The 21,619-nt window shown below is 59.6% G+C and carries 21 protein-coding genes; 10 read left to right on the forward strand and 11 right to left on the reverse strand.

What is annotated here, in order from left to right; genetic code table 11:
- Positions 1 to 24 precede the first annotated feature (24 nt).
- Positions 25 to 1,917: a methyl-accepting chemotaxis protein gene (locus IAE48_RS16675; RefSeq protein ID WP_370569033.1), complete on the forward strand. Its 1,893-nt coding sequence runs from the start codon at positions 25 to 27 to the stop codon at positions 1,915 to 1,917.
- A gap of 40 nt (positions 1,918 to 1,957) precedes the next feature.
- Here IAE48_RS16675 and IAE48_RS16680 read toward each other — a convergent pair whose 3' ends face one another.
- The 9 genes from IAE48_RS16680 to IAE48_RS16720 all read right to left on the reverse strand — a co-directional run bounded on the left by IAE48_RS16680 (position 1,958) and on the right by IAE48_RS16720 (position 10,182).
- The gene (locus IAE48_RS16680) at positions 1,958 to 2,950 is read right to left on the reverse strand and encodes an alpha/beta fold hydrolase (RefSeq protein ID WP_200135041.1); all 993 of its coding nucleotides are present in this window, start codon (positions 2,948 to 2,950) and stop codon (positions 1,958 to 1,960) included.
- Between the two features lie 17 nt (positions 2,951 to 2,967).
- Positions 2,968 to 3,762 (reverse strand): SDR family NAD(P)-dependent oxidoreductase, encoded by a 795-nt coding sequence (locus IAE48_RS16685; RefSeq protein ID WP_200135065.1) that lies wholly within the window; start codon positions 3,760 to 3,762, stop codon positions 2,968 to 2,970.
- 74 nt (positions 3,763 to 3,836) lie between these two features.
- Positions 3,837 to 4,250 carry a nickel-responsive transcriptional regulator NikR gene (gene nikR / locus IAE48_RS16690; RefSeq protein WP_200135042.1) on the reverse strand — a complete coding sequence of 138 codons (414 nt, stop codon included), beginning with the start codon at positions 4,248 to 4,250 and terminating at the stop codon, positions 3,837 to 3,839.
- Entirely contained in the window at positions 4,238 to 5,023 is a 786-nt protein-coding gene (gene nikE / locus IAE48_RS16695; RefSeq protein WP_200135043.1) for a nickel import ATP-binding protein NikE, read from the reverse strand. The genes nikR and nikE overlap by 13 nt, the downstream gene beginning before the upstream one ends.
- Entirely contained in the window at positions 5,020 to 5,784 is a 765-nt protein-coding gene (nikD, locus tag IAE48_RS16700) for a nickel import ATP-binding protein NikD (RefSeq protein ID WP_200135044.1), read from the reverse strand. The genes nikE and nikD overlap by 4 nt, the downstream gene beginning before the upstream one ends.
- A complete protein-coding gene (gene nikC / locus IAE48_RS16705) occupies positions 5,784 to 6,617 on the reverse strand; it encodes a nickel ABC transporter permease subunit NikC (RefSeq protein WP_042713199.1) in 834 nt (277 codons plus the stop codon). The genes nikD and nikC overlap by 1 nt, the downstream gene beginning before the upstream one ends.
- Positions 6,617 to 7,558, reverse strand: coding sequence for a nickel ABC transporter permease subunit NikB (gene nikB / locus IAE48_RS16710; protein ID WP_200135045.1), 942 nt, complete (start codon positions 7,556 to 7,558; stop codon positions 6,617 to 6,619). Before nikB ends, nikC begins: the two co-directional genes overlap by 1 nt.
- Positions 7,555 to 9,126, reverse strand: coding sequence for a nickel ABC transporter substrate-binding protein (gene nikA, locus IAE48_RS16715; protein WP_370569034.1), 1,572 nt, complete (start codon positions 9,124 to 9,126; stop codon positions 7,555 to 7,557). The genes nikB and nikA overlap by 4 nt, the downstream gene beginning before the upstream one ends.
- 195 nt (positions 9,127 to 9,321) lie before the next feature.
- Positions 9,322 to 10,182: a LysR family transcriptional regulator gene (locus tag IAE48_RS16720; protein WP_200135047.1), complete on the reverse strand. Its 861-nt coding sequence runs from the start codon at positions 10,180 to 10,182 to the stop codon at positions 9,322 to 9,324.
- 98 nt (positions 10,183 to 10,280) lie between these two features.
- Between IAE48_RS16720 and IAE48_RS16725 the strand changes: the two genes are divergently transcribed.
- The 8 genes from IAE48_RS16725 (at position 10,281) to arnF (ending at position 18,558) form a co-directional block, all read left to right on the forward strand.
- Positions 10,281 to 10,790 (forward strand): phenolic acid decarboxylase, encoded by a 510-nt coding sequence (locus IAE48_RS16725; protein ID WP_042713196.1) that lies wholly within the window; start codon positions 10,281 to 10,283, stop codon positions 10,788 to 10,790.
- 410 nt (positions 10,791 to 11,200) lie between these two features.
- Positions 11,201 to 12,337 carry a UDP-4-amino-4-deoxy-L-arabinose aminotransferase gene (gene arnB / locus IAE48_RS16730; RefSeq protein WP_200135066.1) on the forward strand — a complete coding sequence of 379 codons (1,137 nt, stop codon included), beginning with the start codon at positions 11,201 to 11,203 and terminating at the stop codon, positions 12,335 to 12,337.
- Between the two features lies 1 nt (position 12,338).
- A complete protein-coding gene (arnC, locus tag IAE48_RS16735) occupies positions 12,339 to 13,322 on the forward strand; it encodes an undecaprenyl-phosphate 4-deoxy-4-formamido-L-arabinose transferase (protein WP_042713194.1) in 984 nt (327 codons plus the stop codon).
- Entirely contained in the window at positions 13,319 to 15,298 is a 1,980-nt protein-coding gene (gene arnA / locus IAE48_RS16740) for a bifunctional UDP-4-amino-4-deoxy-L-arabinose formyltransferase/UDP-glucuronic acid oxidase ArnA (RefSeq protein WP_200135048.1), read from the forward strand. Before arnC ends, arnA begins: the two co-directional genes overlap by 4 nt.
- Positions 15,299 to 15,300: 2 nt before the next feature.
- Positions 15,301 to 16,203, forward strand: coding sequence for a 4-deoxy-4-formamido-L-arabinose-phosphoundecaprenol deformylase (gene arnD / locus IAE48_RS16745; RefSeq protein ID WP_200135049.1), 903 nt, complete (start codon positions 15,301 to 15,303; stop codon positions 16,201 to 16,203).
- Complete coding sequence (gene arnT / locus IAE48_RS16750; protein ID WP_200135050.1) at positions 16,200 to 17,840, forward strand: lipid IV(A) 4-amino-4-deoxy-L-arabinosyltransferase; 1,641 nt, start codon at positions 16,200 to 16,202, stop codon at positions 17,838 to 17,840. Before arnD ends, arnT begins: the two co-directional genes overlap by 4 nt.
- Positions 17,837 to 18,175, forward strand: a complete 339-nt coding sequence (gene arnE / locus IAE48_RS16755; protein ID WP_200135051.1) for a 4-amino-4-deoxy-L-arabinose-phosphoundecaprenol flippase subunit ArnE — start codon at positions 17,837 to 17,839, stop codon at positions 18,173 to 18,175. The genes arnT and arnE overlap by 4 nt, the downstream gene beginning before the upstream one ends.
- Positions 18,172 to 18,558 (forward strand): 4-amino-4-deoxy-L-arabinose-phosphoundecaprenol flippase subunit ArnF, encoded by a 387-nt coding sequence (arnF, locus tag IAE48_RS16760; protein ID WP_042713189.1) that lies wholly within the window; start codon positions 18,172 to 18,174, stop codon positions 18,556 to 18,558. The genes arnE and arnF overlap by 4 nt, the downstream gene beginning before the upstream one ends.
- Here arnF and IAE48_RS16765 read toward each other — a convergent pair.
- Positions 18,555 to 19,604: an AI-2E family transporter gene (locus IAE48_RS16765; protein ID WP_200135052.1), complete on the reverse strand. Its 1,050-nt coding sequence runs from the start codon at positions 19,602 to 19,604 to the stop codon at positions 18,555 to 18,557. The genes arnF and IAE48_RS16765 overlap by 4 nt on opposite strands.
- A 147-nt stretch (positions 19,605 to 19,751) precedes the next feature.
- On the opposite strand from IAE48_RS16765, the gene IAE48_RS16770 reads away from it, so the two are divergent.
- Positions 19,752 to 20,942, forward strand: coding sequence for an MFS transporter (locus IAE48_RS16770; protein ID WP_200135053.1), 1,191 nt, complete (start codon positions 19,752 to 19,754; stop codon positions 20,940 to 20,942).
- Positions 20,943 to 21,010: 68 nt separating this feature from the next.
- Here IAE48_RS16770 and IAE48_RS16775 read toward each other — a convergent pair whose 3' ends face one another.
- On the reverse strand, positions 21,011 to 21,568 hold the full coding sequence (locus IAE48_RS16775) for a DcrB family lipoprotein (RefSeq protein WP_200135054.1): 558 nt from the start codon (positions 21,566 to 21,568) through the stop codon (positions 21,011 to 21,013).
- Positions 21,569 to 21,619 lie beyond the last annotated feature (51 nt).

Below are 21,619 nucleotides of genomic sequence, written 5' to 3' on the forward strand. Positions count from 1 at the left end.
AAAAAGCTCAAAGCCAGGACGCTGATGTTGATATCCATCTTTGTCACGATAACCGCCGGTTTTCTTGTGACCATTGGCCTGCTGATATGGCAAGCGATGGCGCAGCAGGAGGCGGTAGCAAAGAAACATCTGCAACAGATAGCTCAAACCGAAGCCCTGCAGGTCAGCCAGCAGCTTGATTCCGCGCTGGTTGCGGCACGCGATGTCGGCAACAGCGCCTGGTCACTGCGCGAAGCAGGCCTTGCGGATCGTAAAGGGCTGGACCAACTCCTGCGCGATTACTTGCATGCGCACAGCGATTTCCTCTCGATGTCGCTGGCCTTTGAACCGAACGCTTTCGACGGCAAAGATGCCGAATTCGCTGGCAAACCGGAGCAGGATCCTGCCGGGCGTTACGCCCGTTATGTTGATCGCGACTCGGCAGGCAACCCGGCGCTGCACAACCTGCTCGATTACGAAACGCCGGGCAGCGGCAACTACTATGTGCTGCCGCGCCAGCGCCAAAAAGAGGTGATCATCGAGCCCTATATCTACCCCTACAACGGGGTCGATGTGATGCTTACCTCCATCGCCGCGCCGATTATGCGCAACGGTAAATTCCAGGGGTCGGTCACGTCCGACTTCTCACTGGCGACGCTGCAAAAACGGATTGGTGCCATCAAACCGTGGGATGGCGTCGGCTATGCCGTGCTGCTGTCGGCGGAGAATAACGTCGTCTCCAGCCCGGACAAAGCGGCCATCGGCAAGCCCTACAAGGGCACCATTACGGGCAGTGAGGTGGTGCGTTTTGACGATCCGCAGCTTGGCGAACCGGCATTCATCACCTGGCGCACCATTGCGGTCGGCAACAGCGGCACGCCGTGGAAACTGGCGATTATCACCCCGGTCAGCGTGGTGATGGCGGAAGCCTGGCACTTCCTGATGAATGCGATTGTGATGATGGTGCTGAGCATTATTATCGTCAGCCTGGTGGTGGCGCTGGTCTTTACCCGCAAAGTCGCGCGCCCGGTGGGCGGTGAGCCATCCGAAGCGGCGGAGATCGCTCTCTCGGTTGCGCAGGGCGATCTTAGCAGCACCATCCCCGTGCAGAGGGGTGACAGCAGCAGCATCTTCTACGCGCTGCACGCCATGCAGGGGCAGTTGCACCGCATTGTCAGCACCATCACCGATGCCAGTAACTCGGTGCGTGCGGGCAGTAGCGAAATTGCCGCCGGTAACCTCGATCTCGCTTCACGTACCGAAGAGCAGGCGGCGGCGATTGTACAAACCGCGGCGAGCATGGAGCAGATTGCCGTCACGGTGAAAAATAACGCCGATAACGCCCACAAAGCGACGCGTCTTACCGAGCAGGCGACCGACATTGCCGGGCAGGGCGAAGCGCTGGTCGACGAAGTGGTCGATGTCATCAATAAAATCGACGAAAGCGCGCAGAAGATCGGCGATATCAACAGCATCATCGACGGTATTGCTTTCCAGACCAATATCCTTGCGCTGAACGCCGCCGTGGAAGCGGCGCGCGCCGGTGAGCAGGGGCGTGGCTTTGCGGTGGTTGCGGGTGAAGTGCGCAGCCTGGCGCAGCGCAGCGCCAATGCGGCGAAAGAGATCTCAACGCTGATTGATGAGTCGACCGGCCGCGTCAGCAAAGGCGTGGCGCTGGTGAATGAAACTGGCGCGATGATGAAGCAGATCATCGAGGCGGTGACCAATGTCCACCTGGTGATCAACGAAATCGTGCAGGCGCTGGATGAGCAGACCAAGGGCATCAACCAGGTCAGCGTGGCGGTAAACCAGATGGATAGCGCCACCCAGCAGAACGCCTCGCTGGTGCAGCAGATCTCCGCCGCGGCCATGTCGCTGGAGGAGCAGGCGAAATCACTGGAAGAGACGCTGGCCTTCTTCGCCGCGCGTCAGGTGTAATGCAAAGGCCCGCCTGGCGCGGGCCTTTCTCTTTAATGCGTCACTTTGCCAGATCGTCGAGCAGCGCCCGGTGAAACGTCGCCGGGTCCTGCATCTGCGGCGCATGGCCTAAACCATCAAACTCCACCAGCCGGGCATTGGGGATCAGCTCCGCCGCCTCTTTGCCCAATACCTTGTAGTTGCCGACCGCCTTTTTCACCTCCGGCGGCGCATCATCGCTGCCGGGCGCGGTTGTATCGCCGGTGCCGATAAACAGCGTAGTAGGCACGCGTAAATCCTTGAACTCATAGAACACCGGCTGGGTGTAGATCATGTCGTAGATCAGCGCCGAGTTCCACGCCACCCGCGTCTTGCCCGGCCCGTTGTTTAACCCCGCCAGCATCTCAACCCATTTATTGTATTCCGGCTTCCATTCACCCATGTAATAGGTCTTCTGCTCGTAGGCTTTAATGCTCTGCGCGGTAGTTTTTAGCTCGCGCTGATACCACGCGTCCACGCTGCGATAGGGCACGCCCTTCGCCTTCCAGTCCTCAAGGCCAATCGGGTTAACCATCACCAGCTTCTGCGTCTCTTGCGGGTACATCAGCGCATAGCGCGTCGCCAGCATGCCGCCGGTGGAGTGGCCGATAATTACCGCTTTTTTCACTCCCAGCTTCGCCAGCAGCTGATGGGTATTCTCCGCCAGTTGCTGGAAGCTGTACTGGTAATTGGCCGGTTTAGTGGAGGTGCAAAAGCCAATCTGGTCCGGGGCAATCACCCGATAACCGGCCTCATGCAGCGCGGTAATGGTGCTCTCCCAGGTGGCGGCGCAAAAGTTTTTGCCATGCAGCAATACCACGATTTCACCGTTCGGTTTATCGGCGGAGATATCCATATACCCCATGCTTAAGGGCTGGCGCTGGGACTGAAACTCAAAGTGCATCAGCGGCCACGGGTAGGTGAACCCTTCAAGCTGGCCACCATACTCTGCGGCCTGTGCCGCACTGGTGAAGAGCAACGCGAGCAGTAGCGCGCGGCGGGGAAAACGTCGCATACAACCTCCTGGCTCGTTTAAACGATATCGTCCACCACGCCGCCATCGACGCGCAGCGCTGCGCCGGAGGTTGCCGACGCCTGCGTTGAGCAGACATAAACCACCATATTCGCCACCTCTTCAACGGTGGCGGCGCGCTGGATAACCGATGAGGGGCGATTCGCCATCACAAACTCTTTTGCCAGCGTCTCCAGAGACTTACCGGTTCTCTCCATCTCTTCCTGCATCATGGCCGCGAAACCGTCGGACATCGTTGGCCCCGGTAATACGCTGTTAACCGTGACGCCGCTACCGGCAACAAACTTCGCCAGCCCGCGCGCCAGCGACAGCTGTGCCGTTTTGGTCACGCCGTAGTGGATCATATCCGCCGGAATATTCAGGGCAGACTCGGAGGAGATAAACACCACGCGGCCCCAGCCCTTATCGACCATCGCGGGCAGCAGCGCGCGCGCCAGCCGCACGCCGGACATCACGTTGGTCTGCCAGTAACTCTCCCAGGTCTCATCATCGGTGGCGTAGAAATCCTGCGGGCCATAAATACCGGCATTATTAACCAGGATATCAACGTCAGAGGCGGCTTTAAGCAGGGAAGCCACGCCTTCCGCCGAGCCAAGATCGGCAACGGCGGTGCGCACACGCGCGCCGCTCACGTGCTGGGTTAACGCCGCTTTGGCCTTGTTGACTGACTCGTCGCTGCGCCCGTTGAGGATCACCTCTGCACCGCTCTGGGCTAGCCCGGTCGCAATCGCGAAACCAATCCCGCCCGTCGAGGCGGTGACCAGCGCCACTTTTCCGCTCAGATCAATCTTCATCATTCGCTCCTTATCACGTGGATTTGGCAAATAAATAATCCTGGCACATGTGGCGCGGTGCGGGCGAAAAAGCATCAGCTGTGGGGATGGGGTTCCTGCGCCAGACACTGTAAATGGCCGTGGCGCACGCCGCGCTGGGCGATCACCTCATCGGCGAAATGCTCAATCTCGCCGCGTTTGCCTTTTAGGACGGCGATCTCAAGGCAGTCGTCATGGCTGATGTGCACGTGCAGGGTGGCCACCGAGAGATCATGATGGTGGTGCTGAGTGGCGACCAGCCGGCTTGCCAGCTCGCGCTTCTCATGTTCATACACGTAGGTCAGCACACCGAAGCCCGGTTTATCCTGATCGGCTGGAGCCTCCTGCGCCAGCGCGCCGCGCAGCAGATCGCGTGCGGCTTCTGAGCGGTTGTGGTAGCCGCGCCGCTGGCTTAGCGCGTCCAGGGCGGCGAGCAGATCGTCATCAAGCGTTAGGGTTACGCGTTGCATAGCGGATTCCTCGGGCGAAGTGAAGGGAGGGCGGGTAACACCGCCTGTTGTAGCGCCCGGCCTGCAAGGGAGCTAAAGCGCAGCGGCGCGCTGACGGTGACGTTTTCGACGATCTGCCCGGCGTGCATCACCAGCACCCGCTGGCAGAAGCGCTCCACCAGGCGCAGATCGTGGGTGATAAACAGGCACGCCGCGCCGGAGCGCTGTTGCAAGCGTTGCAGCAGGGCGATGATGCCGCTTTGCACCACGCGATCGAGGCTGGAGACCGCTTCATCCAGGATCAGTAACTCTGGCGCGACCACCAGCGCCCGGGCGAGGCAGACACGTTGCAGCTGACCGCCGCTCAGCTGCATAGGGCGTTTCTCCAATAAATCAGGTTCCAACTCGACATCTGCGAGCAATTGCATGATGCGCTGTAGCTGCTGCGCTTTACTGAGCTTTGCCAGGTGGCGCAGCGGTTCACGCACGATGTCGCGCACCGTCATGCGCGGGTTAACCGCGCTAATCGGGTCCTGAAACACCATCTGTACATCGCGGCGAAAATCGCGCCGTGCCGCGGCGGTAAGCTTCGGAAGTGGCGTTCCACGCCAGCAAACGTGGCCTTGTTCTGGTGCTTCCAGCCCGACCAGCAGGCGCGCCAGCGTGCTCTTGCCGCAGCCGCTGCGCCCGAGCAGGGCGACGGTTTCACCCTGCTTCAGCGTCAGGGAGATATCGCTCAGCACCTGTTGGTGACGGTAAGCGTGAGAGAGTTGGTTAACGGTAAGAATCGTCATTGCGCAAGCTCCATGCCGTAGAGCGCCAGATGCGCGCTCACTAACTGTCGGGTCAGCGGGTGCTGCGGCGCGTGAAAAATAGTCCCGACCGCGCCGCGCTCGATGATGCGCCCGTTATCCATCACCGCCACCTCATCGGCGAGACGCGCCACCACGCCCATATCGTGCGTTACCAGCAGCATGCCCGGCTGGCGTTGCTGCATCAGGGAATCGAGCAGGTCGAGGATACTGGCCTGGGCGATGGCGTCGAGATCGGTGGTCGGCTCATCGGCGATAAGAAAGGGCGCCTCGGCCAGCAGCGCCAGCGCAATCATCACCCGTTGCAGCATGCCGCCGCTCATCTCAAAAGGGTGAAGGGCGAGAACGCGGCGCGCATCGCGCAGGCCGACCTGCTCCAGCGCGGTGATAACGCGCGCTTCACTGAATGGTTTACCCAGCGCCAGGCACGTCTCCCGTGCGTGGTCAGCCATGGTTCGCAGCGGGTTAAAGGCGCTGCGTGGGTTTTGCATCACCGTTGCCACCGTCACGCCGCGCAGCGCCTGGGGGGAAACCGGCTGGCCGTCGATCAGCACCGCGCCCGCCGTTTGTCGAACGCCTGCGGGCAATACGCCAAGCGCTGCCGCGCAGGTGAGGGATTTACCGCTGCCGCTGGCACCGACCAGCGCCAGCACCTGGCCGCGGCGTAGGGTAAGAGAGAGATCGGCAACCAGCGGTCGCGTTGCGGAAAGCGTGAGATTTTGCAGGCTCAATTGCGTAGCCATCAGTGGGCGTGCTCCGTAACCAGATGTGGGTCGAGATGGTCGCGCAGCGCGTCGCCCACCAGGTTGAAGGCCATGACGCTCAGAAACAGCGCCAGCCCCGGCCACAGCATTTGCAGCGGCTGCGTCCAGATAAACTGCCGCGCGTCATTAATCATCACGCCCCACTCCGGCGTCGGCGCGCTGACCCCGAGGCCGAGAAAGGACATCCCGGCGACATGCAGCATCATATGGCCGATATCCAGCGTCGCCAGCACCAGCAGCGACGGCACAATCGCGCCCGCCAGGTGGTCGCGAAAAAGATGCAGATAACCCGCTCCGCTGAGCCGCGCTGCCAGCACATATTCACGGCTACGCAGCGACAGCACCAGGCTGCGCACCATGCGCGCATACCATGCCCAGTGAGAGAGCGCGATGGCGATAATCACATTGGTCAGGCCGGTGCCGAGCACGCCCACCATAAAAAACGACAGGATCGAGGTGGGAAAGGTCATAAAGAGGTCGGCGATGCGCATGATGAATTGATCCACGCGACCGCCAAGCAGCCCGGCGCAGCCGCCAGCACTCAGGCCGAGGATCAGCACCAGCAGCAGGCAGCAGAGCACCGATCCGAGCGACACGCGGGTGGCGGCCAGCAGCCGGGAGAAGATATCGCGCCCGAGATGATCCGTGCCGAGCCAGTGCTGGCTATCGGGCGGCAGCAGCCGCGCAGGCAGGTCGATAGCCTGCGGATCGAAGGGCAGCCACCACTGGCAGCTCAGGGCGATGATAAACAGCAACGCCAGTATCAGCAGGGCGAGGCGCACCGGCCAGCGCGCAGTGTGGAGAAAGTGCATCAGCGCGCTCCTTCATGATGACGGACGCGCGGATCGAGCGCGGCGCTCAGCAGATCCACCGCCAGGTTGCAGAGGGCGAAAACCATCACCATCACCAGCGTAAAGCACTGGATCACCGGGTAGTCGCGGTTGAAGATCGCCGACACGGCATAGCGGCCAATACCAGGCCAGGCGAAGATGCTCTCAATAATCATCGTGCCGCCAATCAGCTCACCAATGTGCATCCCCAGCGCGGTGATCACCGGCAGCGACGCGTTGCGTAAAATATGCCGCCGCTCGGTCTGCTTCTCGCTTAACCCGCGTAGCCGTGCCCAGGTGACGTGGCGCTGCCCGGCGGCCTCCAGCAGGCTGGCGCGCAGCAGACGCGCGTTGATGGCCAGCGACATCAGCGCGATGGAGACGGCGGGCAGAATCAGGTGCTGCCCGCCGCCGTAACCGAGCGCGGGCAGCCAGTGCAGATGCACGGAAAAGAGCATCACCAGCAGAAAGGCGAGCCAGAAGTTGGGCATTGAGACACCAAGAAACGCCACCGCGCGGACAACAAAATCGGGCCACTTATCGCGGTGTCGCGCTGCCCAGATGCCGAGCGGCAGCGATGTCAGCAGGATCAGCACCAGCGCCGCCCCCGCCAGCTGCAAGGTGGCGGGCAGAAAGCGCAGCACATCCTCCAGCACCGGGCGCTGGGTGGCATAGGAGAGGCCAAAGTCGAGATGCAGCGCGCGCCATAACCAGTGGGCGTACTGATCGGCTAACGGCTGATCCAGCCCGAGCGCCACGCGCGTGGCGGCAATCATTTCCGGCGTCGGTGGCAGGTTCGACAAGCGCAGGTAATCGAGCGCCGGGTCGCCGGTGCCGAGGCGCAGCAGCAGGAAAATCACCACCGAGGCGGCAAGGATCATCGGGATCAGTAGCAGCAAACGCTTTATCACGTAGCGGCTCATTGCGCGCTGCCCGGTTTGATCTGATCAAACGGGATCTCGGCGGCAACGGGCGCAAACGGGATCGTCCCCAGCTCCGGCTTTGCCACTACCATCGTCGACACATAGCTGATGGGCAGATAGACGGCATCGTTATGCAAGCGGGTGAGAATATCGCGATAGAGTGCCTGCCTGGTGGCCTCATCTCGGGCGGTGAGCACTTCGCCAATCTCTTTGTCGATCAGTGGCTTGTCAGGCAAACCCTGCTGCGCCTGGTAATCGGCGTGCGAGGGCACACGCATCGAACTGATAAACGCGTGGGGATCGTAGGGTGCGCCCCAGCTGCGGTTGAAGATCATGCTGAAACGGCCGTCGCGCTGGCGGGCGTAGATGCTGCTCTCCTCTTCACCGACCAACGCGATATCCACACCCACCTGGCGCAGATTGGCCTGAATGATCTCCGCCATCGATTTGCTCAGCGCGTCGGTGCCGGTAAAGGCCAGCTCAATATGCAGCGGCTGGCCCGCTTTTTCGCGAATGGTTTTCCCGGCGGGCAATAACCAGCCCGCGTTTTCCAGCAGCGCATTCGCCCGGGCGGGATCGTACTGACGCGCTTTAAGACCAATATTGGCGTAGGGCACGCCCGGAGCAAAAAGCGTATCGGCGACCTGCTGCGTACCGTACAGGGAGCCGTCGATAAGAGTTTTTTTATCCACCGCGTAGTTCAGCGCTTCGCGCACTGCCAGTTCGTTGGTCGGCGCACGGGCAGAGTTGAGCGCCAGCATCACCGTTTCCACTGGTGCAGAGAGTTGGGTACGCCACTGCGGGTTCTGGCGATAGCGGGCAAAGGTATCGAGCGTCAGCAGCCCTTCGTTGCCATACAACAGGTCAATCTCGCCAGTTTCAAACGCCACGGCGCGGCTGGTGGCATCGGGGATCACCTTAATCACCACTTTCGCCAGCGCCGGTTTCGCGCCCCAGTAGCGCTCGTTGCGCACCATCACGTCATACTGATTCAGGCGTGACTCCTGCAAGATCCACGGCCCGGTGCCGACGGGGGCGACAATGCCGTTCAGGGTTTCGTGGTTTTTAAACTGCGACGGGGCGATAAAGCGAAACGGGCGGGGCAGGGCGAGCTCTTGCAAGAAAGGGTAATAGGCGCTTTTCAGCGTGATTTGTAACTGATTGGGGCTTAACGCTTTCACTTCGCTTATCTGGTTCACCAACTCCAGCCAGGCGTGGCGCGAGCGGTTATCCAGCACCGCGCGGAAGTTTTCCGCTGCCGCTTCGGCGTTAAAGGGTTCTCCGTTGGAGAAGGTCACGCCGTCGCGCAGGGTGAAGACCCAGGTTTTGCCATCGTCCGAATGGCGCCAGCCTGTTGCCAGCCACGGGCGCACCGTGCCGTCGGCCTGGTATTTCACCAGCGGTTCATAAACCATGCTTTGCGCGAACATCTGGTTCGGGGTGTAGAGGTGAGGGTTGAGCGGGCCGACATTCACCGGCCAGGCGGTGGTGAGAGTATCCGTTGCCGCGAAAGGGGCAAACGATGCGCAGAGCAGCAGCAGAGCGCCAGCATAACGGAAGAAAAACACGTAAGCGTCCTGACGAAACGTCATTGGCGGGAAAGTATGACGATTTTAGTTATTCATCATACGAATGAGATGTTCTGGATCAAATGGTGGGCGGTTGGGCGGGATTAATTTTCAGTGGGTGAAAGTGCGAATTGCCGGATGGCGGCTGCGCCTTATCCGGCCTACGGGTACGGGGCTGTTTGTCGGCATGATGGTTCATTGTGCCTTAAACAGCTGCAACAGCATCTCTACCTGCTCATCAAGCGGGGCGAGATCCTTTTTGACGATCAGATGCAGCGGTGTGGCGCGCCGCGCGCCGTGGTTGAGCGGCAACGCTTTCAGCTGCCCGCTCGCCAGCAGCGGCGCAATCCGCTCCTGCGGCAGCCAGCCGTAACCGACCTGATACTGCACTGCTTCGATGGCGGCATCAATGGTGGAAAAGGTCCACGCCTCCTGCGCAACCGGCGTCTGGCGGGCGTCGCTTTCGGCGATGCGGATCTGCGGCCAGGCGGCAAGCATCGCTTCGCTCACCTGCTGCGCCGCGCTGAGAGGATGATCGCGGTGCGCCACGCAAACAAAATCGATATTCATCAGCCACTCGCCGCGCCCGGTCATATCCTGGCGGCGGGTCAGCACCATCACATCCGCCTGCGCGTATCTTGGCGCATCGTCCGGAGCGGTCTCCAGCACTTCAGTCAGGCGTACCTGGGTTTGCGGGTAACAGTGCTGGAACTGGCGCAGGATGGCGAACAGTCGCGCGCGCGGAAAGATGCTGTCGACCACCAGATCCAGCCGGGTACGCATACCGTTACGCAGCGTAGCGGCGCGGGTCTCCACCCACTCAAACGCTTTCAGCAGCGGCTTCACCTGGCTGAGCAGCAGTTCGCCCGCAGGCGTCAGTACCGCCCGTCGCCCCTCCGGCACCAGCAGCGCAACGCCGAGCCGCTCCTGCAGGAGCGCCAGGTTATAGCTGACCGAAGACTGGCTGCGGTGTGTCTCTTCCGCCGCTTTAGCAAAGCTGCCCAGTTCGACCACTTTTTGCAGCAGCGACCATTGTTCCAGCGTGCTCTTGTGCATGACTCATCTAATTTTTGAATGAATTTGATGCAAATATAGCGTTATTCATTGGTTTTTTGCAGAGGTACGATCTCCTCAACAACAAGAGGAGATGAGATATGAGCAGCTTTGATAAACATGATTTGAGTGGCTTTGTCGGTAAACATCTGGTCTACACCTACGATAATGGCTGGAACTACGAGCTGTATGTAAAAAATGCCAACACCATTGATTACCGCATTCACAGCGGGATTGTGGCCAACCGTTGGGTGAAAGATCAGCGGGTCTATATCGTTCGCGTTGGCGAAAGCATCTATAAAATTTCCTGGACTGAGCCGACCGGCACCGACGTCAGCCTGATTGCCAACCTCGGCGATCGCCTGTTCCACGGCACCATCTTCTTCCCGCGCTGGGTGATCAACAATCCGGAGAAAACCGTCTGCTTCCAGAACGAGCATATTGCGCTGATGGAATCCCTGCGCGAGGCAGGCCCCGCTTACCCGACAGAAGTGATTGATGAGTTTGCCACCATCACCTTTGTGCGCGACTGCGGCGAGAATAATGAGCAGGTGATTGCCTGCCCGGCTAGTGAATTACCGGCTAATTTCCCGCGAAACTTATCAGAATAGTTTCACATTTATGACGCTATTAACGTTGTGGCTAATGAAATAATTGTTTGCAGAAAAATAAGACTATTTTTGCTTTGTTGTCATTCCGTTTAAATAATTAAGATAACGCCCGTTCATTGACTGAATGGGCGTTTTTTATTGCACTTTTTTGACAGGAATCACAGTATAAGAAACCTGTTGTATTATATATCACAATGTTTTTAAAGGTTTTTATATTTTTATCTGAAGGTTAATTTCTTAATCTTGTCCTAATCTTTTATTGCTACCCTCACCATTATCACTTTTTCGGTAAAAAGCACTGAAATCGTAGGTTCATTCTATTTTCATTTAAGTTTTGTGCGCCATTTTATTCCCATTACATGTTTCACTGTGGCAGTTTTTTAATATGCCGTTGATGCCAGGAAAAAATGATGAGTGAATTTTTACCCTTTTCACGCCCATCGATGGGAGAGGATGAACTCGCCGCCATTCAGCAAGTGCTGGTGTCGGGCTGGATCACCACCGGGCCGAAGAATCAGGCACTTGAAGCCGCGTTTTGCACACTGACCGGCAACCAGCACGCCATTGCCGTTAGCTCCGCCACGGCGGGGATGCACGTCACGTTAATGGCGCTGGGTATTGGCGCGGGCGATGAAGTGATTACTCCCTCAATGACCTGGGTCTCCACTCTCAACATGATCGTGCTGCTCGGCGCGACGCCGGTGATGATCGATGTCGATCGCGACACGCTGATGGTGACGCCTGAGGCGATTGAAGCGGCGATCACGCCACGTACCAAAGCAATTGTGCCGGTGCACTACGCCGGCGCGCCGGTGGATATCGACGCCATCCATGCCCTCGGTGAAAAGTACGGCATTCCGGTGATTGAAGATGCGGCGCACGCGGCGGGCACGTACTACAAAGGCCACCACGTTGGCGCGCGCGGTTGCGCAATCTTCTCCTTCCACGCCATCAAAAATATGACCTGCGCCGAAGGCGGGCTGGTGGTGACCGATGACGAAGCGCTGGCAAACCGCATTCGCAGCCTGAAGTTTCATGGCCTCGGCGTCGATGCCTATGACCGCCAGACCCACGGCCGCGCGCCGCAGGCCGAGGTGATCTCGCCGGGCTTTAAATACAACCTCGCGGATATCAACGCCGCTATTGCGCTGGTGCAGCTCGATAAACTGCCGGCCGCCAACGCCCGCCGTCAGGAAATTGCCCACCGTTATCTGACTGAACTGGCAACGACGCCGTTTCAGCCACTGGCGCTGCCGTCGTGGCCGCATCAGCACGCCTGGCATCTGTTTATTATTCGCGTCGACGAGCAGCGCTGCGGCCTCTCTCGCGATGCATTGATGGAGCGGCTAAAAGCGCAGGGTATCGGCACCGGCCTCCATTTTCGTGCGGCGCATACCCAGAAGTACTACCGCGAAAACTTCCCGACCGAACTTCCCAACACGGAGTGGAACAGCGCGCGTATCTGTTCCCTGCCGCTCTTTCCGGACATGACCCATGACGACACAACCCGCGTCATTGACGCGCTTAAACAGATTGCAGGCTGCTGATATGTTCACCCTCCCGCTTATTGAAAAAGTCTCGGTGGTGATCCCGGTTTATAACGAACAGGAGAGCCTGCCGGAGCTGATCCGCCGCACCACCACCAGCTGCGCGCAAATCGGTATCGATTACGAAATCCTGCTGGTGGATGACGGCAGCAGCGATGACTCTGCGCGTATGCTGACCGACGCGGCAGAGCAGCCCGACAGCCATATCGTCGCGGTGCTGCTCAACCGCAACTACGGCCAGCACTCGGCGATCATGGCCGGTTTCAGCCATGTTACCGGCGATCTGGTTATTACGCTGGATGCGGATCTGCAAAACCCGCCGGAAGAGATCCCGCGGCTGGTGGCGAAAGCCAACGAAGGGTATGACGTGGTGGGCACCGTGCGGCAAAACCGCCAGGACAGCCTGTTTCGCAAGCTGGCGTCGCGCGGCGTTAACCACCTGATCCAGCGCGCTACCGGGAAAGCGATGGGCGACTACGGCTGCATGCTGCGCGCCTATCGCCGCCATATCGTTGACGCGATGCTGCGCTGCCACGAGCGCAGCACCTTTATCCCGATCCTCGCCAACACCTTTGCCCGCCGGGCGGTTGAGATCCCGGTGCAGCACGCCGAGCGCGAATTTGGCGACTCGAAATATAGCTTTATGCGCCTGATTAACCTGATGTACGACCTGGTGACCTGCCTGACCACCACGCCGCTGCGTCTGCTCAGCGTGTTTGGCAGCGCCATTGCCCTGTTTGGCTTTTCGCTGTCACTGCTGCTGGTCATTCTGCGGCTGGCGTTTGGCGCACAGTGGGCGGGAGAAGGGGTATTCACGCTCTTCGCCATTCTCTTCACCTTTATCGGCGCACAGTTTATCGGCATGGGCCTGCTTGGGGAGTATATCGGGCGCATCTACAACGATGTGCGCGCCCGTCCCCGCTACTTTATTCAACGCGTTGTCCGCCAGGATCATGACGTTTCGCAAGAGGAAAAGAACCAATGAAAGCCGTTGTTTTTGCTTATCACGATATGGGATGCGTCGGTGTACAGGCGTTACTGGATGCCGGGTTTGATATCGCCGCGATTTTCACCCATGCCGACAACGCACAGGAAAACGCCTTTTTCGGCTCGGTGGCGCGCCTTGCCGCCGAGCGCGGTATCCCGGTTTATGCCCCGGATGACGTTAACCATCCGCTGTGGGTTGACCGCATTGCCGAGATGAAGCCGGAGGTTATTTTCTCGTTCTACTACCGTAACCTGCTTGGCGAAGCGATTTTGAACAGCGCGCGCATCGGCGCGTTTAACCTGCACGGTTCGCTGCTGCCCGCCTATCGCGGACGCGCACCGCTGAACTGGGTGCTGGTGAATGGCGAAACGCAAACCGGCGTCACGCTGCACCGGATGATCTCCCGCGCGGATGCCGGAGCGATCATCGCCCAGCGCGCGGTCGAGATTGCCGACGCCGATGATGCGCTGTCGCTGCACCGTAAACTGACCGAGAGCGCCAAACATCTGCTGGAAGGCGCTTTACCGACGCTGAAAAGCGGCACCTTCAGCGAAACCGCGCAGGATGAGAGCAAGGCGAGCTATGTTGGCCGCCGCACGCCGGAAGATGGGCGGCTGGAGTGGGAAAAACCGGCACAAACCCTGCACAACCTGGTGCGCGCGGTGAGCGATCCGTGGCCGGGCGCGTTCAGCTTTGTTGGCACGCACAAATTTATCGTCTGGAAATCCCGCGTGCGCAGCGACGTGGCGCCAGCACGAGCGGGAACCGTTATCTCCGTCGCGCCGCTGATTATCGCCTGCGGCGAGGGGGCGCTGGAGGTGATGACCGGCCAGACTGAGAAAGGCGTTTATATGCAGGGCGCGCAGCTAGCGCAGTCGCTGGGGCTGGTGGCCGGAGCGCTGTTGAGCAGCAAACCCGTGGTGGCGGTAAAACGCCGCACCCGCGTGCTGATCCTTGGGGTAAACGGCTTTATCGGCAACCACCTGACCGAGCGCCTGCTGCGCGACGATAACTACGAGATTTACGGCCTCGACATCGGTTCCGATGCCATCGGTCGTTTTCTCGACTGCCCGCGTTTTCACTTTGTCGAAGGCGATATCAGCATCCATTCCGAATGGATTGAGTACCACATTAAAAAATGCGACGTGGTGCTGCCGCTGGTGGCGATCGCCACGCCGATTGAGTATACCCGCAACCCGCTGCGCGTCTTCGAGCTCGATTTTGAAGAGAACCTGAAGATCATCCGCGACTGCGTGAAGTACAACAAACGCATCATTTTCCCGTCGACCTCGGAAGTGTACGGCATGTGCACCGACAAAGTGTTTGATGAGGATAACTCGAACCTGGTGGTCGGGCCGGTAAGCAAACAGCGCTGGATCTACTCGGTGTCGAAACAGCTTCTCGACCGCGTAATTTGGGCATACGGCGAGAAAGAGGGGCTGCGGTTTACGCTCTTCCGTCCGTTTAACTGGATGGGCCCGCGTCTGGATAACCTCAATGCCGCGCGCATCGGCAGTTCGCGTGCCATCACTCAGTTGATCCTCAACCTGGTGGAAGGCTCGCCGATCAAGCTGGTTGAGGGCGGAAAACAGAAGCGCTGCTTTACTGATATCAGCGATGGTATCGAAGCGCTGTTCCGCATTATTGAAAACCGCGACGGCCGCTGCGACGGGGAGATTATCAATATCGGCAACCCGGAGAACGAAGCCAGTATCAAGGAGCTTGCCGAGATGCTGCTGGAGAGCTTTGAGCAGCATCCGCTGCGCCACCGCTTCCCGCCTTTTGCCGGTTTCCGCGACGTTGAGAGCAGCAGCTATTACGGTAAAGGCTACCAGGATGTTGAGCACCGCAAACCGAGCATTCGCAACGCCAAACGCTGCCTGCAATGGGAGCCGACGGTGGCAATGCGCCAGACGGTTGACGAGACGCTCGACTTCTTCCTGCGTACGGTCGAACTGACGGATGAGCAATAAGCATGAAAAAAATCGGCTTACGTATTGATGTCGATACCTTTCGCGGCACGCAGCAGGGCATGCCGCGTCTGCTACAGCTGCTGGAGAAGCACCAGATTCAGGCGAGCGTCTTTTTTAGCGTCGGCCCGGACAATATGGGGCGGCATATCTGGCGTCTGCTGAAGCCGAAATTTTTCTGGAAGATGCTGCGCTCGCGCGCGGCGTCGCTATATGGCTGGGATATTCTGCTGGCGGGTACCGCCTGGCCGGGGCGCATTATTGGCGATGCCAATGCAGAGATCATTCGCCAGACGGCGAGCATACATGAAGTGGGGCTGCACGCCTGGGATCACCACGCCTGGCAAAGCTGGAGCGGCGTCTGGGATCAGGCGCGGCTGGAGACGGAGATCGCACGTGGCCTTTCGGCGCTGGAGCGGATTATCGGCCAGCCGGTCACCTGCTCGGCGGCGGCGGGCTGGCGGGCGGATCAGCGGGTGGTGAAAGCGAAAGCGGTCTTCCCGTTCCGCTATAACAGCGACTGTCGCGGCAGCCAGCCTTTCCGCCCGCAGCTGACAGAGAAAACCTATGCCGCGCCGCAAATTCCCGTTTCGTTACCCACCTGGGATGAGGTGGTTGGTTCCTCGGTAAGCGCTGAGGGCTTCAACCGCTTTATCCTCGATCGCATGCATCGCGCCCAGGGTACGCCGGTCTACACCATCCATGCCGAAGTGGAGGGGATTATCGGCGCCGATGCGTTTGATCAGCTGCTGACGCTGGCGGCGCAGGAGGAGATTACCTTTTGCCCGCTGGGGCAGTTGCTACCGGACGATGTCACGACACTGCCGCCCGGCAAAGTGGTACGCGGCGAAGTAGTTGGCCGCGAAGGGTGGCTGGGATGCCAAAAACTGTTGAGTGCACAACGATGAAACCTGTTCATTATGGTTTAGCGCTGCTGGCGCTGTTTGCCCTTTATTACCTTGCGCCGCTGGAGTATCGCCTGCTCTGGCAACCGGATGAGACCCGCTATGCGGAGATCAGCCGCGAGATGTTGCAAAGCGGCGACTGGATAGTGCCCCATTTCCTCGGGCTGCGCTATTTTGAAAAACCGATCGCCGGGTACTGGATCAACACCCTTGCGCAGTGGGTATTTGGTCACAACAACTTCGCGGTACGCTTTGGCGCGGTCTTCTCCACCACCGTTTCCGCTCTTCTGGTTGGTGCGTTAGCGTGGAAAATGTGGCGCGACAAAGCGACGGCGCTGCTCTCCGGCGTGATCTACCTGACCGTGCTGCTCGTCTACGGTGTTGGTACTTATGCCGTGCTGGATCCGATGATCGCCTTATGGATGACGCTGGCGATGTTCAGCTTCTGGCTGGCGGCGCAGGCCACCAGCAGACGTGGGAAAGCGGGCGGCTATCTGCTGCTCGGTATTGCCTGCGGCATGGGGGTGATGACCAAAGGGTTCCTGGCACTGGCGCTGCCGGTTATCGGCGTGTTGCCGTGGGTGATTGCGCAGCGGCGCTGGAAAGAGGTGCTGATCTGGGGCTGGCTGGCGGTGCTGGCATGCGTGCTGACGGTGCTGCCGTGGGGGCTGACCATTGCGGCGCGCGAGCCGGATTTCTGGCGCTACTTCTTCTGGGTTGAGCATATTCAGCGCTTTGCCCAGGAGGACGCGCAGCATAAAGCGCCGTTCTGGTACTACATTCCCTGTTTACTTGCCGGTTCGCTGCCGTGGCTCGGCCTGCTGCCCGGCGCGCTGAAAACCGGCTGGCGCGCGCGCAGTGATGCTTTCTACCTGCTCGGCTGGGTGGTAATGCCGCTGATCTTCTTCAGCATCGCTCAGGGAAAATTGCTGACCTATATTCTGCCCTGCTTTGCGCCGCTGGCGATATTGATGGCGCGTTACGCGCGCACCGCCGCGAGCGTGAAAGTGCTGCGCATCAACGCCGGGATCAATATCGCCTTTGGGGTCACTGGCGCGATCGCCGCGCTGGTGGTGTCGCCGTGGGGGATGTTGAAGCATCCCGTCTGGCTGCCGATCGAAGATTATAAAGCCGCGCTTGCTGCCTTTATCTTCCTGATGTGGGCGCTGGTCGGGCTGTTTACCATCAGGGCCAGTGCCGAGCGTTGGTTCTTCGCCGCGCTTTCGCCACTGACGCTGGCTCTGCTGGTGGGGTTTGCCATTCCGGATAAAGTGATGGATTCCAAACAGCCGCAGTTCCTGATCGCCTGTATTGATGACGCGCTGGCGGAGAGCCGCTATGTGCTGTCGGATAATCCCGGCGTCGCCTCCGGTCTCGCCTGGGAGCTGAAGCGCAGCGATATTCTGCTGTTCGGTTCGCGCGGTGAGCTGGCTTATGGTCTGGATTATCCTGATGCGAAAGGGCGCTTTGTCGCCGAGCGTGATTTCACCGACTGGCTGGCCGGGCATCGCCAACAGGGAATTGTTTCCCTGGTGCTGCATCAGTCGCAGGCCGATGAGTTTATGCGTCTACCCATTCCAAAACCGGATAATGTCTATCAGCAGGGGCGGATGGTGTTATTGCAGTACTTTCCGCAATGAGTAGCTGGATCTGGCTCGGTGCCGCCAGCCTGTTGAGCTGCCTTGGGCAGCTGTGCCAGAAGCAGGCGACGCGCCCGGCGAGCGGGGCATCGCGCGGCAGGCACGTTGGTCTGTGGCTGGCGCTGGCACTGCTGGCGCTGGGCGCGGGAATGGTGCTGTGGCTGCTGGTGTTGCAGCGCATTCCGGTCGGCGTCGCTTACCCGATGCTGAGCCTCAATTTTGTCTGGGTGACCCTGGCGGCGAGGGCGATCTGGCATGAGCGCATTACGTTGCGCCATGCCTTTGGCCTGGCGTTGATTATTGCCGGCGTGGCGCTGCTCGGGAGTTCATTATGAAGGGGCTACACTGGGCGCTTCTTAGCGTGCTGCTGGTGAGCGGGGCGCAACTGTTACTGCGTGATGGCATGCTGTCGCTGCCGCCGTTAACCGATCTGCGCGCCTTTTTGCTGGCGCTGCTGCACGCACAGGCTGGCACGCTGGCGCTGCTGTTGGGGTTGATGGGCTACGTGGCATCGATGGGCTGTTGGTATCTGGCCCTGCACCGGATGGCGCTGAGCAAAGCGTATGCCCTGCTCAGCCTGAGTTACATTCTGGTGTGGGCCGCCGCCATCTGGCTGCCTGGCTGGCATGAACCCTTCACGCTGCGCGGTGCATTTGGCGTGGCGCTGATTGTGGCGGGCGTGCTGGTTATCTTCCTGCCCGCCCGCAGTAGAGCTTAACCGGGTAATCGCGACTTCGGTCGGCCTGGGCCAAGCAGAATCGCCAGCTTGCTGCCGCCGGTGGTGGTCTCCATCCAGATTTTGCACACGCTGGTGAGCGGCACCGAGAGCAGCATCCCCACCGGGCCGAGCAGCCATCCCCAGATTAATAATGAGAGGAACACCACCAGCGTCGACATGCCGAGGCGGTGGCCCATCATGCGCGGTTCAAGGATGTTGCCAATCAGCATGTGCACCACCAGGAAGAGGGCACCGACTAACAGGCACTCATAAGTGCCGTTGAACAGCAGGGCCTGGATCATTGGCGGAATGGCGGAGATCACCGACCCGATATTCGGCACGTAGTTCAGCAAGAAGGCGAGCACGCCCCACATCAGCGCAAACTGCACATCCAGCGCCACCAGCCCGACCCAGACAATCAGCCCGGTCCAGACGCTGAGCAGCGTTTTCAGCGCCAGGTAGTGCGACACCCCTTTCAGTGCGCGGTGCAGGCCAGCAATGTGAATCTGTGGATTATTCAGGGCGAAGCGCATTTTGTACGGCACGTGGCGCACTTCAAACAGCATAAACACCACTGTCATCACCAGCAGCACAACGCTTGCCATCGCATTTGATAACTGCGTCGCCATGGTAGTGGCGAAAGACATCATGCGGTCCGAGTCCATGCGTTGCAGCATGCGCTCCGGGGAGAGATGCAGATGCAGGAACGGCAGCGCATCCTGAAGCTGCAAAAACTTGCGTGTCAGCTCGCGGTTGTACTTCGGCAGCAGGGTCATAAAGTCGTTCATCGACGCGGCAAGCACGGCGAGTAACGCGGTCAGAAAGACCAGCATCACTACTACCACAATGGCAATGGCGGCCGGGCGCTTGATGCCGCGGCGCAGAAACCAGGTCACTAGCGGGTTGAGAACAATGGCGAAGAAGAGCGCCAGCAGGAGTTGCACAATAATATCGGCTGCGGCGTGGATACCGGCGAGTATTACCACCAGTGACGCCAGTTTGAGAAGAATGTGGAGGCCCGCCCGGTCTGGCTGAGGTTGCATCATGATTAATTCCTTTTTTTTCTTATTGCCAGTAAGTGTAGTGCGCCGCGCCACCTTCGCCTGACAGAGATAATCTTAAAGTCGTGCTGCTTTCTACCTTGTGTCGTGGTAATAGTGAAATACTGTTGTAAAAAATCTGAGTAAATCCTGATGCCTGAACACCGCGCTGAACCGGCGCCGAGCGGATTGCGCCTCAATCTGCGGATTTTGTCCGTCGTAATTTTTAACTTCGCCAGCTATCTCACCATTGGTTTACCGCTGGCGGTGCTGCCCGGCTTTGTCCATGACGTGATGGGCTACAGCGCCTTTTGGGCCGGGCTGGTGATAAGCCTCCAGTACTTCGCCACGTTGCTCAGCCGCCCGCATGCCGGGCGCTATGCCGATCTGCTGGGGCCAAAAAAAGTGGTGATTTTCGGCCTCTGCGGCGCGTTTCTCAGCGGGCTGTGTTATCTGCTGGCGGGAATGCAGTCTGGCGTGATGAGCCTGGTGCTGCTCTGCCTTGGGCGGGTGATTTTAGGCATTGGCCAGAGTTTTGCCGGTACCGGTGCGACGCTGTGGGGCGTCGGTGTGGTCGGTAATGTTCATATTGGACGCGTGATCTCGTGGAATGGTATTGCCACCTACGGGGCGATGGCGCTTGGCGCACCGCTCGGCGTGCTCTGTTATCACTATGGCGGCCTGCACGGGCTGGCGCTGACGATTATGGCCGTCGCGCTGCTGGCGGTGGTGCTTGCGCTGCCGCGCGCGGCGGTGAAAGCCAGCAAAGGCAAACCGCTGCCGTTTCGCGCCGTGCTCGGCCGCGTCTGGCTCTACGGGATGGCGCTGGCCCTCGGTTCGGCCGGTTTTGGCGTCATCGCCACCTTTATTACCCTCTATTACGATGCCAGAGGCTGGGATGGGGCGGCGTTCGCTCTGACGCTCTTCAGCGTGGCGTTTGTTGGCGCACGGCTGCTGTTTCCCAATGGTACCAACCGTTTTGGTGGCCTCAATGTGGCGCTGATCTGCTTTGCGGTGGAGACCTGCGGGCTGCTGCTGGTGGGCCTGGCAGTCGATCCGTGGATGGTGAAACTGGGCGTTTTCCTGACCGGGGCCGGTTTCTCGCTGGTCTTCCCGGCGCTGGGCGTGGTGGCTGTAAAAGCGGTGCCGCAGCACAATCAGGGCTCCGCGCTGGCGACCTATACGGTGTTTATGGATCTCTCGCTAGGCGTGACCGGCCCGCTGGCAGGGCTGCTGATGGCCTGGGCGGGCGTCTCTTCCATTTACCTTGCTGCCGCCGGGCTGGTGGCGGTTGCGCTGCTGTTGGCGTGGCGGTTAAAGCAGAGAGTATCGGATAACGCGTAAACGCTTATCTGGCCGGGCATAAAAAAGGGAACCCGCAGGTTCCCTTTCTCTTTTCGATTGTTGCGGCGTTATTTCACCACGATGGTGTTGATAATGTTCTCGGCAGCGGTCTGCGCCTGCTGCTGATTTTCCGCTGGCAGCGTCACCTGAAGCGTTACCAGATGGTTATCAATTTTTCCCAGCACCACGGAGGACCATGCGGTCTGGCCTTTGGCGGAGATCACGCTGTCGAGCTGCTGCAGGGTCTGCCCTTTCAGCTCAATCGCACGGTTGGTCACAACCTGCAACTGCGGGTCGCGGCTGCGCTGCTGATCTTCCAGACGTTTCGCCAGCACGCTCAGATCTTCCTGCGTGTTGTCGCCAACGATCACGATCACCGCTTTCTGGCCGGTGGCGTCAGAGTAGACGTGCATGTTGTTGGATTGCGTGCCCAGCTTGCCGCTCTGATCGGTCATATCCGCAGGCAGCGAGAAGCTGAGTTTACCGTCGAGCAGGGTCACCGGCTGGCCGGAGGCGTTACTCTCTGCGGCGGCACCCTGTGCGGGCTTCTTGCTGTCGCTGTTATCACAGGCAGCCAGCCCCATCACCAGCAGGCCAATACCGACATATTTCACCAGATTGCGCATTGACTTCATCCTTTCAATAAACAGCCATAATGGCTCGTTGTTCCATATTAT

The organism is Kosakonia sp. S57, from assembly GCF_016516575.1.
Taxonomy (GTDB): domain Bacteria; phylum Pseudomonadota; class Gammaproteobacteria; order Enterobacterales; family Enterobacteriaceae; genus Kosakonia; species Kosakonia cowanii.